Here is a 19,893-nt window from a genome sequence, read left to right on the forward strand (position 1 = left end):
TGGCAATATTCATGCGAGGTTATTTTGCATGCATCCTTGTATGAAATTGAAGGGAGAGGTCCAGATTTGAGTTTTGATTGGAATTTTAATGTGCGATTCAAAATGTTTACAGCCAAAGCGGCTACAGCAGCCATGGCAACTTTGCTTCTGGCATCACAGACACCAGGGTTTGCAGGCAGTGCGTCGGCAGCGACAGCGGAACAGGTAACAGAATCGGCAGCGGGGGAAACGGAACAACCACTTGGATTAACAGACAACGAGGTGCCTGAAGGAGCCAAAATCTCCTCCAAGCAAGCCAGCGAGAATATATTGAAATTATTTCCATTGTTGAAAAAGGCGACGATTGCATCCGTACGATTCGATTCACCGAACTCTTATCCACCGCCGGATTACAAGGCGTGGGAGATTGGCTTTCAAATTGTCGAAGGAAATCATACGATGGGATTCAGCGCAACGGTTCATGCGGGCACGGGGGAAGTACTAAGCGTACATTTGCCTTCTGAATTACTGGATAAGCAGTCTACTGATTCTGATGTCAAATTGACTAAAGACGAGGCTGAGGTGTATGCAGAGGCATTACTGTTCAAAGCTATTCCCGGATTGAAAGAAAATGAGTTTGCTTCTCTTGGAGATGTGTATCAATCTACTGCACAGCAATCTTTGTTTGGCAGAACGGAATATCGATATGGCTACCAGCTCAAGCATGAAGGTTTGTTGTCTGAGGCAGAGACGATCTACATAAGTGTGGATGAAAGTGGCTTGGTGACAGGATATTCAAGAAGTACAACCGGAGCTGAATATCCTTCATCGAAGTCGGCAGTATCGGAAGAGAAGGCCAGTCAACGATTTGAGGAGCAATTTGATGTACAGCTCGCTTATATCTCGACTGATCGTCTATCTTCGCCCAAAGGACAAAAGTATTATCTTGGTTATATGCCGAAGAATTCCAGCATGGTTCCGCTGGATGCTAGTACACTGGAGCCGATTAACGAGATGACTGGAAAAGCTATTGGTGATGAAGATTCTTTACAGCAGAATAAACCTTTAAAAGGAAGTGTAGCTCCTTTTGTCGCAGCGAACGGTCAGAAATTAAATGCACAACAAGCCGAGAACATAATTAAAAAGAACTTTGATATTCCGAAAGGTTACAAGTTGGAGCATAGTCAGTTAAGCAAAGGTGAGTATGCAAGTCCTAACAATCAAGTATGGAGCCTGAGCTGGAGCAATCGAAATGCGAATGTATCCTACATGTTCATGAGAGATATTTCAGCACAGGTAGATGCGCTTACTGGACAGATTTACAGTTACAGCTTGTATCAGCGGGTGGAGCCGGGTGCTGCGCAGGAGAAACCAGCGGATGAGAATGAGACTAAGTCCGTAACCCGGACACAAGCCGAGAAACTTGCAATCAATAAGGTGATTGCATTGGTTCCGAGTGCATCAGAACAATTCCGGTTGTCCAGTGTGCTTGAATTTGAAGGTGCACGTACATTTATGTTCCAGCGCTATATGAACGGAATTGCGGTTATGGATGATACAGTGCAAGTACAAGTCCTGAAGGATGGAGCCATCAACGAATTTTATACAAGGATTGCTGCAACGCCTGAACAGTTGCCTGGAAACACCAAACCAGCCATCAGTTATGAAAAGGCAAAGGCAACCTATCTGGAAGCATTCAAGTTAACACTGGCTTACTCCCGCTGCGGTGGTTATGCCATGAGTACCGGTCAGGTCGTTCCCTCGGCTGTAAACCTGGTTTACCAGCCTACACGAGATGGAAATTCGATTTCCGCCAGTTATGAAGTACTTGATGCTAATACTGGAGAATGGAAGTTTTTATATGGTAGCGGAAGTGCCACTGCGAATGTTGAACCTAGTGATATTTCAGGTCATGTGGCGGAGGCTGCACTTCGGAATATGACTCAACATGCCGTAATTCTTGCAGATGAGCAGGGTCGTGTATTCCCAGACCGGGTCATCACAAAGGGTGATTGGTTTACCTATCTGGCAAGAGCGGTCAACCCGAATATGGATATGTATTACAGTGGAAACGGGAGCGAGAAGCTATATGCTGACATTACCCCAGAGAGCTCTTATTACCAAGCTGTGCGGACATTGATCGATCAGCGCTGGTTAGCGGGTGCCGACTCTGAAACGAAGCTAAATCCAGAAGAGGAGATGACTCGTGAAGAGCTGGCGGTATTGCTCGTGCGCATTTTGCGCTATGAGAAATTAGCCGGATTCTACACATTGCCATCGGATCTTCCCAATCTGGCAGATGCCAGTGCGGTCAACAACAAGGGAGCTGTCTCCCTCAGTATCAAGCTGGGATTGTTGCCGTCGATCGAAGGACGCTTCATGCCTGCACGCAAAGTGACGGTTGCCGAAGCGGCTCAGGTCTTGGAACGTCTGGCCAAGCTTCAGGGCAAGACGGATACCTTTATGAGCGGAAATCGTTTATATTGATTGGAGTTTGTTGCATAATTGCCCGGAAGAGTCATATGATGAGGATAACGGGGTAGGTTAGGTTTGTTTTACTGAAGACAGAGGGGCCTTCTGCGGAGGGTCTCTTTTGATGCTTTTCGACAAAACTAGAAGCCTGCCGTCAATCCCTTTTGTGATACAATGAGGCATGAGAACTTTGCAAAGAGAGGTGGTATCCTTTCATGGGCAAGCACGGAAAACGAGTGATAACCCTGCTACTGGCTGGCTGTCTCGTCGCTGTGGCACTGCCACATGCAGTCGATCTGGATCAGCTGTATGCGGCGTCGGGAACATCAGACATATCCACGAATACGGATCTGCGCGAGACGTTGCTTACCGCGATGTCCCAGCGAACGGAGGAACTTGTTTTTACATACAAAGGCAATGTGAAAGGCCTCAAAAAACAGTTGCAGAGCTCCATTGACGAAGCAATGACCAGTGATCCCTATATTCAATATACCGTTAAAAGTTACGCATTTAATTATAAAGGCTCCAATGTATCCGCAGAGGTACATGTAAAGCTGGCCTATCGGGAAACGAAGGAGCAGACCGATTATGTGAACCGTAAGGTGACCAACGTGCTGAAAGAGATTATCGTGCCCGGTATGACGAATCATGAGAAAGTTAAAGCCATTCATGACTGGATTGTACTTAACCTTTCCTACGATACATCCTTGCAGAAATATACTGCATACGATGGACTTGTTACCGGCAGTACTGTATGTCAGGGCTATTCATTGCTGGCTTATCGCATGCTGGAGCAGGTGGGTATAGAAAACCGGATTGTGGAAGGAACGGCTGGTGAGCAATTACACGCCTGGAATCTCGTCAAGCTGGATGGCAAGTGGTACCATATGGATACGACGTGGGACGATCCTACTCCTGACCGTAAGGGTAAGGTAAGTCATAATTATTATTTGCTCAGTGATGATGAGATGGCACGTGACCATGTCTGGACAGCTAAAGGCAAGTATCCTGCTGCATCTGCTCCCTATCGTGAAGCTTTGCAAACTTTGGTGAAGGCGGGAGGAAGCAAGGCAACCGCGTACCAGAAGCTGTATCATACACTGGAATACTCGCTCTACGACGAAAGTGATGCGATTAGTGGTCATGCCGCGCTGAAAACTAAAGTTCAGAGTGTGCTCAAGGATGGCGGAACCTCGCTGACTTTCAGATACAAGGGTACTGAAACGGGGCTAGTGGAGGATTTGCAGGATTTGTATCAGCTTGGCATGAAGTCGATATCGTATTACGTGTCCAACATGGAGGATACTGTCGATCTGCGTGTGAAAATTACCTGGACCATGTAATATGTAGCTTGGACTATTCCAATCGTAAATTGATGTTGTTATTTTACAGGGACGCTTCCGAAGAGGAGCGTTCTTTTTTTGCTGTGAGCATGTTGCATTACTCTATTCCACCGGCTATTGGCGAGGGGAAGTCACTTATCGCCTAGATTCAAAATGATATTATGGTGTACATTCACATGCATGTGTGTTGTATATTTTTTGTATAGGTTGCTTTGTTATTCTGATCTTTGGCGTATGCCGACACTACGCACGAGGAGGAATAAGCAACAAATGAAGAAAAAATTGAGCATTGTGGCCATTGTTTTGCTGTTGATCACGCAATTGATGCAAGGCTGGTTATTTTCACCAAACATATATGCACAAGATACGATGACAGAACATACGACGGTGGAATCATTATTGGAACACGACACGGTTGAACCTGCAGAGCTTGATCTCGATCAAGATGATGCTGCGAATGAAGCTGCTATGGCGGCAGCCAGTGCTGCTCCACAAGAGATCACGGATCAATTAATTACAAGTGTTCAAATGTATAATCAAAAACCGATAGAGGATGGCAATGGCACGGTTCGGCCTCAAGGGGACGAAATTGAGACAGTCAGACCAAGTATCAAGGATGAGGTGGCTGTCTTCTTTACATGGGCACTGCCAAACGATTCTCATGGGTATGAGGCAGGTTCCACGTATACGTTTAACCTGCCTGACAAATTCAAGATCGAGTCACAGTTAAAAGGAACATTGGATGGTGATGTTGGGGAGTACGTGGTTCATCCAGACGGCAAAGTTGTATTTACCTTCAACGAGCAGATCGTTGGTTCCAAATTAGAAGGAAACTTCTACGTCTGGATCAAGTTCGACGAGAGCAAAATGGATGGTGGCTTGAAGCAGCCGATCGTATTTGATTTCATTCGTGATGGTGCTGTTACATTAAATGTACACTTTGCGAATACAGCCAAGGATGAACTTACGAAATCGGGATTCGCGAATAATAACGGCTTTAACTCGGATGAAATTACCTGGACTGTTGATTTTAACCAAGGGGAGAAACAAATCCAAAATGCGGTGCTGACGGATACACTTCCGGCAAATTTGGAGCTCAAGGGGAACATTGAGATTCGTGAATTGCAGGTTCAATTAGATGGATCTGTCAAATTAGGAAATCTGTTTAGTACCGAATCTCAATTTCCGATTAACCTGGGTGATATTGATAAAGCGTACCGGGTGACGTACAAAACAAGTATTAAAGCGCCAACAACTGCCCCTTTTACAAACATTGAGTATGAGAACAAGGTGGAGCTTACAGGGGATCAGAGCGAGCATAACGAAACGGATATCGGTCGAGTGACAGTGAGTTTCAATGAACCACTGAACAAGTCAGGGCAAGAGAGTGCCTACAACCCGGTGACCCAAACGATCACATGGAAAGTGCAATACAATTACAATCAACAAGAGATCGCTCAGGCGAATGCATGGATAGAAGATCGTTTTGATACTGCAAAACAACAATTGGTTGCTGGCTCGGTCAAAGTATACCAGGTGGACATCGATACTAGCGGAAAACCAGCAGGGAAGACTCAAGTAGATTCCAATGAATATACACTCACCGGGGTCGGCACAGGCTTCGATGAAGGCTTCAAGTTACATTTTAACGAGGGGATCAAGAAGGCCTACGAGATCGAATATGAAACCCAGTCGATTGATCGTGTGTATGCGAATGGTACGGTAAAGAATAAAGTGACCATGCACGATGGAACAACCAAAGAAGGCACGAGGAATATTGAGGAAGTCATTTTTGCGAAAAGTGTAAAACGTGAAAACTTCAATACGAAAGAAATCGAGTGGCAGATTGTGCTGAACCGTGATTTGAAGGAAATGACGGACATCGTCATTACAGACAACTACGCAGGAAGAAATATGAAGTTGATTCCGGGCAGTCTGCAAATTAGTGGTGATCAGCAAGATCAGTTTGAAACGGAGCCCGTAGCTGACCCAAGTGATGATGTGAACTTTGAAAAAGGTTTCTCCATTCGATTGAAGGCTGGCGGGTTGATCAACAAAGAGCATGTAATCACGTATAAGACCAGCTTTGATCCGACGGCAGGTATGCCAACCGACAATGTATATCGGAATGAGGCTACATTGAATTGGAAAGAAGCGAATGTAGCACAAGCTTCAATCACCAAATCTGCCGAAGTTAGACCGCTTGATTACACGATACAGAACGGTAATAAAAAGGGAGAATATAGCGCCAAGGACAAAACGATCACTTGGACAATTGATGTGAATTATAATTTGTACGACATTCAGAACGCTATTCTCAAGGATGCGTACACGGGGGATCAATCTTTTGTAGATGGTTCTTTGAAAGTGAATAAGCTCTTGTTACAGGGAAGCAATAATGTCACTGCGATTGGTGACGAGGTTACTCTGACACCAGACCAATTCCAATTGAACCCGGATGGTAAAGGCTTCGCTTTAGACCTTGGCAACATCGGAAAAGCAGCCTACCGGATCGTGTATAAAACGAGTTTGGACGGGGAATTTGATGTTGAGGGCACGTACGCCAATCATGCGATCCTGACAGATGGTGAGGGTGGCACAGTTCGATTTGACAAAGAAGCGAAAGTCACACCAGCACACGGTGGTATATATGTACACAAAACAGGGCAGCAAATCGGTTCAAGTGATAAAGCTTCCTGGACGGTAAATATCAACCCAAGCCAATCATATATTGCAGCAGGCTCAGTATTAACGGATAAGTTATCAGATAATCAGATTTTGCTCGCAGATACGTTAAAGCTGTATGCAACCGATCTGCCTGCGAACAACTCAGGCAATGTATCAACCAAGGCAGGTTTGGTGGATGCCGATGAGTATGAGCTAGTGGTGGAAGGCAACACCTTTACATTCACCTTTAAGAATGAGATGAAAAGTGCTTTAATTTTGGAATATCAATCCTTTATTAATGCCGATAGTGGTGCGAGAATCGAAAATAAAGTTCAATTTGCGGGTCAATCGTCATCAGTGACGGGTTCAGATCAGCAGAGTGGTATTCGCGTTTACATGGCTGGAGCTGGCGGTGGAGCATCCACAGGTGTGGGTAAAATCAAAATTCACAAAGTCGATGACGCAGGCCTTCCGCTGGAAGGAGCGGTATTCGCGATCTATAATGCATCGGGAACGACGCTGCTGGAAACGTTGAAACCGACAGATGCGAAAGGTGAGGCAGTTACCTCCCGGAATTATCGATTACATCAAACCGATGGTGTAGCCTACAGGCTGAAGGAAGTATCAGCACCAGCGGGTTACCTTGTTAATGCAGAATATAGTGCTGCCACAGGGAAAACAATTCAGTTTAAGGATGCAGATGAATCGTTTGAAGTTGTCAACGAGAAAATTCGTCAAGGTTTCCAATTAACCAAGGTAGATGCTGCTGACAGCAACAAAAAGCTAAAAGGCGCAACGTTCGAGTTGTACTTGAAAAATGCTCAAACCAGAGAGTTGATCGACACGTTAACAACGGGTGAGGATGGAACGATTGCCAAAGGTGATCTGGCGCCAGGGAATTACGAGTTAGTCGAAGTAACAGCGCCTGAATTCTACCAACTGGATGAAACGCCCATACCGTTCACGATTGTAGCGGATCAAACACAGATTGTAACCCTCATCCAGACCAATGGGCAGGGCATGAATGCCAAGCTGGTGGTTACCAAAGTAAATGCCAAGGACAAGTCGGTGTTAAGCGGAATCGAATTTGAACTGCGTGACGATCGTACAGATACCGTAATCGCTACGAAGGTTACGGACATGAGCGGCATGATACAATTTGACAGCTTGCCTTATGGGCCATACACCTTGGTTGAGACCAAGGCAGAAGGTTTTGTAATCGAACAGCCGGAAACGCAAGTCAACATTACGAAGCCGGAAACGCAATTGACCATTGAGAACAAAGCAAACGATCGTTCCGTGAAACTGATTAAATTCAATGCAAACAAAACACAGCATCTACAAGGAGCTGTATTTGAATTGCGTGCTCAAACGGCCCTGCTGGATGCGGAAGGAAACTGGAGATTCGATGTGGTAACAGGGGTAGATGAAGCAAATCTGACTACCAATTCCAATGGTGAAATCGTTCTGAAGGATTTGGAACCCAATAAGTATCAACTGGTTGAAATAAAAGCACCTGCAGGTTATAAATTGGACAAAACGTCGGTTGAATTCGAGATTACGGATAAACAGACGGAAACCGTAGTGGTGGAAAAGACGAATATCGCCATTCCCGTACCTGGCGGGCCAAGTGAGCCCTATAATCCGGGAACACCAAGTACAGGAACACCAAATCCTGGGACATCCACGCCAGATCCATCAACTCCGGGCACAACAGTTCCAGGCACAGTGGTAACGCCTGAAACTTCAGAACCAGAGGATGAAACCGACCAAGGAACGGATCCGGATAGGGGAGAATCCCCTTCCAAACCGGGAGATTCGACTGTTGTTGACGAAGAGAAGCCTTCAGCTGTTGCTAATGCTGGCGATGCTACTAGCCCAGGAGGGGATCATACATCCTCCCCTGCAGATACGAATGTTGCAGGAGCAGAGGAAGGGGAGGATGGCTCTTTCCTGGGCATGCTGCCTAAAACAGGAGAAGAGAGCACATGGGGATACACTCTTGTAGGGACTCTTTTGATTATTCTCGGCAGTATGGGAACCTTGTATCTCCGTCGAAGAAAACAGATGAACCCGTAGACGGGAACATGTAACCTCGGATATTTCTTTACATCTACAACAAAACACCCCCAGCATAAGCGCTTCCGAGATTCAGAATCACCGCGCGCATGCCAGGGGTGTTTTTAGTTTGTACAGCATGGTTAAGGCAGGTCACGCTGAGCAACCTCTGAAGTCACTTGGACGGCTCTTATAATCAGCCGATGTGTTGGATTGACTAATGGATCACACGTAATCAAGGTAAGCACCTGTCCCAGATGCGGGTCCTCAAGTACGGACAAGTCCGTAGGCTCCACAACGGATATCTGATCCACTTTGTATTGGATATGGGTCTGATCTGCCAGAGTTACTTTAATCCAATCACCAATCTCCAATTCTCCCATTCGGTTGAACAGGCGTCCTTTTTTGTGAGCACGATGAGCGGCAATCGCTGCATTTCCTTCAGTCCCGATGCGGGCCGTCTCCACAAGATGCGTTGCTGCAACCTTCATATTGCTTTCAGTTGCATCCTCCAGAATGGGCAGTTGCACATCAATCTCATCAATTGTAATAACCCCCAGTGCATGAGGATAACTTTCCTGTTCTTTGTCTTCGGTATCATCATCGATTGAGGCAGGATCCTGTCTGGCTTGTTCAAAAGATTCATTGATTTTAGTTAGGTCGAGTTGTAGCTGTTTCAGCTCATCCATAACTTTGGCTTGCTGCCAGTCAAAATACTTTTCCTGCAGAAGAGGCAAGAAAAGAAGTAAGATCCCCAGAACAACAAGCATGGAAAAAAATAATTTCATCGTACATGGACCCCTTTTGTCAAAATAGATTAACTGTTCTATTGTAAACATAGGGACATATACAAAACCTGGACAAATCAAACAGGCAGCTTTTTCTTTCATAGAAAGAAAAAGCTGCCTGTTTATATACATGGAGTAACCCAATGTTGATCGATATCATTATTTGGGGATAATCATTCTGATGATGTGGTAAAATCACAATCCTGTAGTGGTACGACTTTTGTTTTCTTGATGAATTTATAACCCAACCATAAGATCAGAAACAGTGGAACGCTCAAGTAAGCGACAAGGGCTCCACTCCAATCGATCTGATCGCCCGTAAACGCCTGATAGTTCTGTCCAATAATGACGATGATACATAACACAAAAGCGAAGATTGGACCGAATGGGAACCAGCGTGCACGGTAGGGCAGATCGTTTAAATCCCGGCCTTGGGCCACATACGCACGGCGGAAGCGATAATGGCTGATGGCAATACCGAGCCAGGTGATAAAGCCACACATACCGGACGCATTCAGCAGCCAGGTATATACAATACCATCACCGAAAAGGGAGGCTAGAAAAGCCAGCATACCCACCGCTGTAGTCAAGAGCAGGGCATTCATTGGAATGCCCTTTTTGTTCAGCCGACCGAGGAAGCGAGGTGCTTTGCCATCGCGGGCGAGAGCATACAGAACGCGACTTGAAGCATACATGCCCGAATTCCCGGCAGACAGTACAGAGGTCAGAATAACGGCATTCATGACGGAAGCAGCAATGGCCAGACCCGCTTTTTCAAAGACAAGCGTAAACGGACTGACTCCGATATTTTTCAGATCCCCTTTGAGCAGATTCGGATGTGTGTAAGGAATGATCAGACTGATGACTGTAATCGCCAGAATGTAAAAAATCAGAATGCGCCAGAACACTTGCCGAATAGCACGAGGGACATTTTCACGCGGATTTTCGCTCTCACCGGCTGCGACACCAATGAGCTCCGTTCCCTGGAAAGAGAACCCTGCAGCCATAAATACACCGAGAACCGCAAAGAATCCGCCATGGAATGGTGCGTCTCCCACGGTAAAGTTGCTGAATCCAACCGCTTCTCCGCCGATAATGCCAAAGATCATGAGCACACCAACGGTAAGGAAGATGATTACTGTAGCGACTTTGATAATGGCGAACCAGTATTCCGACTCTCCATAGCCTTTAACGGACAACACATTCAGGGCAAAGATTAATACGAGAAATAACAGACTCCACAACATGGACGAACTGTCAGGGAACCAGTATTTGATGAGTACGGTTGCGGCGGCGAGCTCTGCCGCAATGGTGACCGCCCAGTTGTACCAGAAGTTCCAGCCCATGGCGAACCCAAGGGCCGGATCGACAAAGCGGGCCGCATACGTATTGAATGAACCGGAGTCGGGCATGAAGGTAGCCAGTTCTCCGAGACTGGTCATAAGAAAGAAGACCATGATGCCAACGGCAGCGTAAGCAATCAATGCACCGCCGGGGCCTGCATTGGAAATCGCGGTGCCGCTTGCGAGGAACAGCCCTGTACCAATGGATCCGCCGAGTGCAATCATGGTCATATGCCGTGCGCGTAATCCTTTTTTCAGGGTAGGTCCTGTTGTAGTTTGGTTGTTGCGGTCTTGCATGGAAACACTCCTTCTTTCAGCGTACTAATGGGATCCGAACAATGGAACATAACATAAAAGACCGCAGGCATTAGCCTGCGGTCTTTATTATCAATCGTCCGCACCTCGTCCCAAATGTTTAAGATAGCTCAACACAGAAGAAATCATACCCTCCGGGGAAGGCATCATACATCTGTGACAGTTCTGCACCTTTCGGCAACAGCCCCAGCCGCACTGGACAACGTAAGGAACCGTCCTGTGGGCTTCGGCGGGTGCACCTTTCGGCTGAATTCATAAGCGGCTCCTTAGCGCCTCCTTCAGCGTACTGATCGCACCCGCGACCTCTACCTCATCATCATGGATGAGGTGTATCTATTGTCTATGAAATTATAAATCACAGAACGTAACACTTCGTGTTCTGTTTAGCAAACAGACAACCAGTATAACCCCCATGGTATTCCAGTGCAATAACAATTGTTGGATATGAATCGAAAGGACTATTCCGACGTCTTGTTACGCCCGGCCATCTGTTGCCATACAGTTCCGGCTGCCTGTTCGCCGGATTCAATCCGTTCCAGTGCCATTTTGGCTTGCAGGCTGACTTCAAACTCAGGGTCATTGGCTGCCTTTCGCAGAGCTTGCTCTGCTTCTTCGGTTCCCACTTCATACAGGAAGCGGGCCGCACGCCAGCGTACAAGCTTGCTTTTGTCGGATAACGTAGCTGTCATGGCTGCCGTTGCTGCTGGATCACCGATATCCGAGAGGGTGTCTCCCGCAGTCCGACGTACAGCAGGCGAACTGTCTTGCAGAGCTTCGTATAGCAGTTCCATCGCTTCAGGTGTACGAATATCACCGAGATATACAACAGCCAGCCGGCGTATCTGCATTTTACTGTCATGAAGTGCATGGGCTACGAGTGGCAGTCGTTCTGCTGTAGGCTCCATACCATCAAATGCAGCGTATCGAACATTCCAGTCCTCATGATGCAGAGCTTCTTCAAGCTCGGTACCATCCAGCTGACGGCGACGTTCCACGAACTCTTCGGCATTGGTGCCGTGCTCAATGGCTTGTTGAATTACGCGTTCCAGACGCTCTGGCGGATAGGCTGCTTCCAGCTCCTGTTCAACTTCCCGTGCAATATCAGGCAATTCCCCGTAGCGGACGCCATAATCACTCAGTTTCCGTTCCTTGATCAGCGTTGCACTGGCGACTTCAGTGACGGCTTTGACGAACCGATCCGAGAGCGAGATACGCTCTTCCTTGGCACCGGCTTTGACCCGAATTTGCATCGGCACACCTCTGAAGAATTGAACGAATACCTGTGCTTCACCGAAGTGTTCACCAGAGGCATCTTCAGATTCAATCCAGTCCAGATCAATTCCCTGTTGGCCCAGACGGCTTTGAACTTCGCCAAGAATGACGGACCAATCCGCATTTCCCTTACGGTCAAGCGCTACGAAGTCGGTTGTGTGGAATACACTTTTTACTCCGGGAATATGAAGCATCTGGCGAATAAACGCCGGAGCAGATCGTTCGTTATCCAGTGTATATGTTCTGCGGATCCCGTCTTCCAGACGTTCATCCAGATGCAGCATCATCGTATTGGGACTGGGTGTTGGTTCAATGGAAACAATATTCATCGGTTCATAACCTCCTGTACCGGATTCATTCTTAAAGTTCCCGCAATGAGCACGGGCATATCCCTATTTTACATGAATTGCAGCAAACTGCGAACTGGCTAATGAACCTTACACAGTTTGTGAAGAAGTACGAAGATAGTTAACACTTCTTTTATGTTCACACACGAACATTTTTAAATGAAGATTGGCACAATAAGAAGAGAGAATGAACTGGAGGTTATTGCTATGGAACCCATTACCGTACTTTCGGACGGAAGTCGTGGTATTGATTATGACAATATGATTGAATTGTTGAATGAGTGGATAACAGATGAGCAGAGGGAGTCCGTAGTGAAGAAAGAAAAGAACACGGAAAGCAAAGAGGAGGCGGAATGGGGCAAAGCTCACTGTTGTATTGTGGACTATCAGGACGCCGCGCAAGCCGTATCAGCAGCCAATGCCATTCGGGCATTTATGCCTCAGATTCCTTTACTGGTGATTACGGATTTCCAATCGTTGATTCGCAAGCGCCATTTGCAGCTTATTACGGGTACGGGTCTGATAAAGATGATCCTCTGGCAAGAGGAAGAACCAGAGCGGTTGATCATGGAAATCCAGCGGTGGCTGCATTCTTTTGCATACAGAACAAAAACAGCTCAGCCCTCAACCCAGTCGATCAGACGATGACAGAGAGAGGACATGAGCCATTATTTCATTTCGGCTTGTACTAAATGACGTATTTATATCCCGTTCCCCAAACCGTCTTGATATACCGTGGATTTTTGGGGTCGGGTTCAATTTTTTTACGCAGACTGGAGATGTGCACATCGATTGTACGGTCCAAATAGGCCCTTTCTGAGCCTTTAATTCGATCCATAAGTTCATTGCGGGTGAACACTTTGCCGGGATTCCGGTACAACTCCTTCATAATTTCAAACTCAATATGAGTGACCTCAATTTCAATGCCATCCACAAACAAGGTTCTTCTGTACTCATTGACACTGACATGTCCGACAACTTCAGCAGGTTTGTCCTCTTTTATGGGCTTGTCCGGGTAGGAGATAGCTGATCTGCGCAATAATGCCTTAATCCGCGCATCAAGCTCTTTCAGACTAAAGGGTTTACATAGAAAATCATCCGCACCATTATGTAACGCTCGGAGCCGATCATTCAGCATGGTGCTGGCCGAGATCATCAATATGGGTACAGTTGAGTGCTGGCGAAACGCATCAACCAGATCATTACCGTCTGTTTCAGGCAGCATCAAGTCAGTCACTACAATATCGGGCAGGAATCGTGGGAAAAGATGAAGTGCTTCGCGTGCATGATGAACCCGTTCAGTTATGTAACCCTCCTCCTCAAGAAAGAAAGCAATCATGTCGGCCAGATTTTTCTCATCCTCTATAAGAAGAACTTTGATAGACATTGAGGTCACACTCCTGATGAAATGAATTTGTTAAGAAACTTCTAAAAAAATGTCGTAATTTGTGTGGAAATGCTGCAAAATTTTTAATGTTTGTATTCCAGAATATAGGATGCATATGTAGTAAGTTCTATAGAGTTGAAGCCAAACTTCAGTATTTTACCATGAATGCAGCTCATTTGCCGATCATTCAAAATTTCCCAAAGCTACATCGAGTAGTTATTACAGTATAATGTATCAGAACGGTTTGAGGGAAATAAAGTAGATCTTGCGAGCTTTAATCCATAGGAGGTACCAACGTTGTTGTTGAATGCAAACACAGTAATCAGTCACAAGGGCAGCTACCTATGAACTACATAAAGGTAAATAAGGTGTTGGAGTGGATGGTAATTAAACTCCGTATTCCGTGGCTGGGTACGGCCATACTTATTATCCTGGGTACGCTGGGAACGATATTTCCGTTGACTCTTTTTTACGGGGTACAGCTATTGTTCGGTACAGCGGCAGCTTTTATTGCTTTGCGTTTACACGGAGCCATATACGGATTCACCACCCTAATAGCGATCTGTGCCTTGGGGATATTATTTGAAGGTCTGGTCCCTAGCAGTTTTTTTATGATTGGCGCTCATTTCATTGAATTAATCTGGATGCTGGGATGGCAGATACGCTGGAAAAATGGAAGCATCATGAAGGCGAATGCTGCATTCTGGGTTGTGATGTTATTGCCAGTTACCTTTTACGGATATTTCATAATGGGCATGGATCTAGAAGAATTGAAGTATGGATATATGCATGTCGCTGTGACCAGCATGGTTAATGCGCTGATTGCAGGTATTGTCGTGGATTTCTGGATTACCACTGGCGAGGTGAAGTCAAAACGAACTGGAACCATTCCGCTCAGACGAATTGCTTTTAAATACGTCGTAGCTTTTGTAGTCGTTGTCTCTCTTGTTCTGTTATCGGCCGATAGCCGCAGACAGCTAGGTCAGATCAATGACACCATCCTATCTAATCTAAAACATGCTGCGAATGCTGTGATCAAGGATTTAAATGATCAATATCTATCCCAAGAGAACATGCATCAAAGTATGCAGCGTTATTATCATCTACTGGATGTGAATGTCATCATTCTTGACCCCGATGATAAGGTCATTGCTTCTGGGCTGGATACGTTCCAAGTGGGAGAATACCTGGATATCGACAAATATCGTTTTCTCAAGCCGGGGGAGAACAGCATACTGTTCCATTCTGGGGATGCTTATTATAGCGATGTGCTTACTTACTGGAAACAGGCATCGTTCATGTACGAAGCAGATATGACCACAAGTACGCCTTATCGAGTATTTGTTGAGACCAACTCAGCCCATTATTACACTCGGATTGAGGCGATCTATCTGACTACACTTCAATCTCTATTCGCTATTTTTGTGGTTTCCATGATTGTGGCCGCTCCTCTCAGCCGGAAAGTGGTAAGTCCATTGAAGCGTCTTACACGTATGACTGGCTCTCTTCCGAGGCTGTTATTTCGTAATGGGGAGATGGAATGGCCAACCAGCCATGTAACAGAAGTACAGATACTGATTGGCAATTTGCGCAAGATGGCTGATGTGCTCCTGGGACAATTCGAACAGATTCGTCAGGACAAGCTCACCCTGGAGGACAGGGTCAGAGAGCGGACCAAGGAGCTGAAGAATAGTGAGGAGATCAAACGCGCCATTATTGATTCTTCTATTGATGCCATTATTGCTGTGGATTCAAACGGGCTGATTATCGAATTTAATCCCGAAGCCGAAAGAATGTTTGGACTGGAACGGGCAGAAGTGGTATTCGAGAAGGATGCTCCATCCCTTTTTCAGGGTGCGAGCTGTATGGAAATCAAGGAAATGCTGAACCAATGTGAGTATATTCGGGGGAAACGACATGTCATCGTCGAAGAGATTTCAGGTATTCGCCGGGACGGTTCCGTTTTTCCGATTGAATACAAGATCGTAGAAATCCAATTGGGCAATAACGAATCGCTTTATAACTTGTTTATTAAGGATATTACGGAGCGCACAAGGGCTGAAGAAGAACGCGTACGTCATGCGCTGGCTCTGGAAAAGCTGAATGCGGAGCTATTTCATGAAAAAGTCGCCATTCAGGAACAGCGGGATATTAGCCAGCATTTCATTGAATCTGCACGGGAAGGACTGGTCATGTCTGATCGTTCGGGCACCATCACGATAGTGAACAGAAGGATTGAAGAAATGTTTGGTCTCCGAGATTTTTCGGGCAGATCCATTGAAGACTTGGCTCAGGCCATTGATACGCGGATATTAACCTCTGAATTCAATCTGGTGGAGCAGACGCGCGCATTTTTGAACGGTGAACGGGCCTTTGTTGAGACTGAATTTATATTTAATGATGTGGATAAGAGTGTATTTTCCCTGTACATGAAGCAAATGGATGTTCCGGGCAAAAATCATGGATTTCTTCTGGTGTTCCGCGATCGTACGGAGGAAGAACGCCTGAATCGGATGAAAAACGAACTGATCAGCGTGGTCTCACATGAGCTTCGAACCCCTGTTGCGACCATTATGGGCTATGTGGAACTGATGATGATGTATGATCTCCCCGCTTCGCAGCGTCAGGAGTTCATGGAAACCATCTCTTCGGAAGGCGCACGACTGAGCAGTCTGCTGGATGATGTACTTGATATTCAACGTCTGGATAACGAAGGTATGACCTACCACATGACGTATGTGCCGCTGCTTGAGGTGGTTGAAGGTGTAGCTGAGCAATGGAACATGACATCCATTCAGCGTATCCATGTGCATGCGTTTAATGGAGACTTTTTTGCTTATGCGGACCAGAACCGGATGATTCAGGTGTTACATAACCTGATTGGTAATGCGGTCAAGTACTCACCTGGAGCAGATCGAATCGATATTACGTTGTGGGAAGAAGAAGAATGGTTATGCATCGACGTGCGTGATTATGGAATAGGTATTCCCGAGAATGTGCAGGACATGTTGTTTACGAAGTTTTACCGTGTGGACAATTCGGATCATCGTCAGATTGGCGGGACTGGACTGGGGCTTTACATTTCGCGCAAAATTGTAGAGGACCACCAGGGAACGCTTACCTTTATATCCGCGTCGCACAAAGGAAGTACGTTCAAGGTTCGATTGCCCAAGCAGGACGAACTCTTGTAAAACAAGTGAAGCCTTTATCTAGTAGGATGTTTTCATCCTTAATTAGATAAAGGCTTTTTTTGTTTTTCAAAATTTCCCGGATAAAAAAACAACTTCTTTTGCAAACTGTCTATAGAGCCATAATTTGCATGCCATGCAAAAGGAGGACGGCAGGTCTATGTTCCGTAAACAAGAGAAAACCCTTATTATCGTCTGCCTGGTCGCAGCCGTGATCGTGCTGTATGCCGTTGTCAAAAGTATTATCCGGATCATGAGTTATTGAGGCGTATCGTCACACAGGCGGTATGAAGTCGTACATACGATTATGTGAAAGAGGAGTGTAACCCCATGTCATCCCTGGACCCTGTTCTGCTCAGCCGGATGCTGACCGGTCTTACCCTGTTTGTGCACATCATTTTTGCTTCCATCGGTGTAGGCGTCCCACTCATGATCGCCTTGGCTGAATGGCGCGGATTGCGCACGAATGATATCCATTACACCTTGCTCGCGCGCAGATGGGCGCGGGGGTTCGTCATTACCGTTGCCGTTGGTGTGGTTACCGGCACCTCAATCGGTTTACAGCTCAGCCTGCTGTGGCCAATGTTTATGCGAGTAGCGGGGCAGGCCATTGCCTTGCCGCTGTTTATGGAGACGTTCGCCTTTTTTGTGGAGGCGATCTTTCTTGGAATCTACCTTTATACATGGGACCGATTCAAAAAGAAATATACGCACATGCTGCTGCTGATTCCGGTGGCACTGGGTTCCTCTGCCTCTGCGATATTCATTACAACGGTGAATTCCTTTATGAATCAGCCTCAGGGGTTTACCCTGATTAACGGCATCATGAAGGACATCCACCCGATTGCTGCGATGCTGAATCCGGCTACCCCGACCAAGGTATCTCACGTGCTCGCCTCGTCATACACATTGAGTGCGGGGATATTGGCAGGCATCGCCGCATTCAGCTTGCTTCGGGGTCGGGATCATGTGTATTACAAAAAGGCACTTAAGCTCACAACGGTATGTGCGCTCGTATTTGCGGTCAGCACCGTCATGATCGGAGATTCTTCCGGTAAATTTCTAGCGAAATACCAGCCGGAGAAGCTCGCCGCCGCAGAGTGGCATTTCAAAACGATGACGAAAGCGCCGCTGGTTTATGGGGGTATTCTTGATGAGAACAATGAAGTGAAATATGCCATTGAGATTCCCTATGCACTTAGCATATTGGCAGGAAACAGACCCGACACAGAAGTGAAAGGGCTCGAAGAATTTCCGGCCGATCTGAGGCCGCCGTTGTCCATTCATTATATGTTTGACCTGAAAGTAACGACAGGCGTGATCATTCTGCTAATCCCGGTGCTTTATGTGTTCCGCCGCTGGCTGCCGGGGCGCAAGCCTTATCCAAAGTGGCTCTTGTTAGGCATCGTCCTGCTTGGGCCGCTGGCCATGATTGCCATCGAGCTGGGCTGGATGTTCGCCGAGGTCGGCAGACAGCCATGGATTTTGCGCGGGTACATGAAGGTGTCGGAAGCAGCAACAACATCATCCTCCGTAGGCTGGATGCTCGTTCTATTTATTCTGCTGTACCTGATCCTTTGCTTTTCAGCGATACGGGTACTCAGCAAGCTGTTCCGTAACAAGGAAGCAGAGAAGGAACTGGAGTCTCTCGGTCTGGAAGGAGGGATCGTGCATTGAGCTTTGAAATTGCAGGCATCGCGATCTTGTGGACGTTTCTGTTTGGATATCTGATCGTGGCTTCGATTGATTTTGGGGCCGGATTTTTCAGCTTTTACAGCATATTAACCGGACACGAGAACAAAATCCATAACATTATTCAGCGCTATCTCTCACCCGTGTGGGAAGTGACGAATGTGTTTCTGATCTTTTTTGTGGTTGGTCTGGTCGGATTTTATCCGGATAGTGCTTTTTATTACGGGACAGCCTTGCTTGTTCCAGGTTCATTAGCGATTGTACTGCTTGCGATTCGGGGCGTGTACTACGCCTATAATACCTATGGGAACCATGGGCAGAACAGCCGGATCTATATGGCGTTGTACGGAGCGACGGGATTGCTGATCCCGGCGGTGTTTTCCACCATTTTGGCGATATCCGAAGGTGGAATTATTGAGCAGGTGGGTGATCAAGTATTTTTCCGCTGGCGTGAGTTTTTGACGAATCCGTATACCTGGTCTGTTGTATTGCTTGCGCTGGTAAGTGTGCTGTATATCTCAGCGATGTTTCTTTCCTATTATGCCAAGCGGGCGGAGGATGAGACTGCGTTTGAAGTCCTTCGCGAATATGCGCTCCTATGGAGTCTGCCTACGATCTTTGCCAGCTTTCTGGCATTTTTGCAAATTAACAAACAGAATCCCGCACACTTTGAGCAGATGTTGAATATCTCATGGATGTTTATCGCATCTTTTATCTGTTTTGTGATCGCCGTCTCACTGGTATGGAAACGTAAATATTTGGGCTGGTGCTTTATCGCCGTCATGCTGCAGTTTGCCTTTGCTTGGTACGGCTATGGGCGCTCACATCTTCCTTACATTCTGTATCCGTACATTAATATTTACGACAGCTTTACGAACAAGACGATGGGTATTGCGCTCATTACGGCGTTCAGCCTGGGATTGCTAGTGCTTATTCCTTCACTCGTGCTCATTATGAAGCTGTTTCTGTTTGATGCCAATTATGTGCGAGGTAATGCTGGCAAAAAGAAAGGATGAGTCCGTTCATGCTTCCCAACATACAG

Annotated in this window: 11 protein-coding genes and 1 riboswitch; of the genes, 7 read left to right on the forward strand and 4 right to left on the reverse strand. The window is 46.5% G+C overall.

The window, feature by feature from the left end; translation table 11 throughout:
* The first annotated feature begins 66 nt into the window (after positions 1–66).
* The 3 genes from BMY78_RS29070 to BMY78_RS29080 all read left to right on the forward strand — a co-directional run bounded on the left by BMY78_RS29070 (position 67) and on the right by BMY78_RS29080 (position 8,540).
* Positions 67–2,466 (forward strand): YcdB/YcdC domain-containing protein, encoded by a 2,400-nt coding sequence (locus BMY78_RS29070; RefSeq protein ID WP_090904702.1) that lies wholly within the window; start codon positions 67–69, stop codon positions 2,464–2,466.
* 200 nt (positions 2,467–2,666) lie between these two features.
* Positions 2,667–3,794, forward strand: coding sequence for a transglutaminase domain-containing protein (locus tag BMY78_RS29075; protein WP_090904703.1), 1,128 nt, complete (start codon positions 2,667–2,669; stop codon positions 3,792–3,794).
* A 270-nt stretch (positions 3,795–4,064) separates the two neighbouring features.
* Positions 4,065–8,540: an LPXTG cell wall anchor domain-containing protein gene (locus tag BMY78_RS29080; protein ID WP_177185909.1), complete on the forward strand. Its 4,476-nt coding sequence runs from the start codon at positions 4,065–4,067 to the stop codon at positions 8,538–8,540.
* A 122-nt stretch (positions 8,541–8,662) separates the two neighbouring features.
* On the opposite strand, the gene BMY78_RS29085 is transcribed toward BMY78_RS29080, so the two are convergent.
* From BMY78_RS29085 to BMY78_RS29095, 3 genes are all read right to left on the reverse strand, one after another.
* On the reverse strand, positions 8,663–9,307 hold the full coding sequence (locus tag BMY78_RS29085) for a class D sortase (protein ID WP_177185910.1): 645 nt from the start codon (positions 9,305–9,307) through the stop codon (positions 8,663–8,665).
* Between the two features lie 173 nt (positions 9,308–9,480).
* Positions 9,481–10,947, reverse strand: coding sequence for an amino acid permease (locus tag BMY78_RS29090; protein ID WP_090904706.1), 1,467 nt, complete (start codon positions 10,945–10,947; stop codon positions 9,481–9,483).
* A gap of 116 nt (positions 10,948–11,063) precedes the next feature.
* Positions 11,064–11,281: riboswitch (Lysine riboswitch) on the reverse strand.
* Between the two features lie 142 nt (positions 11,282–11,423).
* Positions 11,424–12,566 carry a virulence factor gene (locus BMY78_RS29095; protein ID WP_090904707.1) on the reverse strand — a complete coding sequence of 381 codons (1,143 nt, stop codon included), beginning with the start codon at positions 12,564–12,566 and terminating at the stop codon, positions 11,424–11,426.
* 225 nt (positions 12,567–12,791) lie between these two features.
* Between BMY78_RS29095 and BMY78_RS29100 the strand changes: the two genes are divergently transcribed.
* Complete coding sequence (locus BMY78_RS29100; RefSeq protein WP_090904708.1) at positions 12,792–13,232, forward strand: hypothetical protein; 441 nt, start codon at positions 12,792–12,794, stop codon at positions 13,230–13,232.
* Positions 13,233–13,272: 40 nt separating this feature from the next.
* Here BMY78_RS29100 and BMY78_RS29105 read toward each other — a convergent pair whose 3' ends face one another.
* Positions 13,273–13,971, reverse strand: coding sequence for a response regulator transcription factor (locus BMY78_RS29105; RefSeq protein WP_090904709.1), 699 nt, complete (start codon positions 13,969–13,971; stop codon positions 13,273–13,275).
* Positions 13,972–14,351: 380 nt separating this feature from the next.
* Here BMY78_RS29105 and BMY78_RS29110 point away from each other — a divergent pair, with 380 nt between their 5' ends.
* From BMY78_RS29110 to BMY78_RS29120, 3 genes are all read left to right on the forward strand, one after another.
* On the forward strand, positions 14,352–17,162 hold the full coding sequence (locus tag BMY78_RS29110; RefSeq protein WP_177185911.1) for an ATP-binding protein: 2,811 nt from the start codon (positions 14,352–14,354) through the stop codon (positions 17,160–17,162).
* Between the two features lie 327 nt (positions 17,163–17,489).
* A complete protein-coding gene (locus tag BMY78_RS29115; RefSeq protein ID WP_076291251.1) occupies positions 17,490–18,836 on the forward strand; it encodes a cytochrome ubiquinol oxidase subunit I in 1,347 nt (448 codons plus the stop codon).
* The gene (locus tag BMY78_RS29120) at positions 18,833–19,867 is read left to right on the forward strand and encodes a cytochrome d ubiquinol oxidase subunit II (RefSeq protein WP_076291252.1); all 1,035 of its coding nucleotides are present in this window, start codon (positions 18,833–18,835) and stop codon (positions 19,865–19,867) included. Before BMY78_RS29115 ends, BMY78_RS29120 begins: the two co-directional genes overlap by 4 nt.
* The last annotated feature ends 26 nt before the right edge of the window (positions 19,868–19,893 follow it).

Origin of the sequence: Paenibacillus sp. OK076, assembly GCF_900110055.1 — a bacterium.
Lineage (GTDB): Bacteria > Bacillota > Bacilli > Paenibacillales > Paenibacillaceae > Paenibacillus.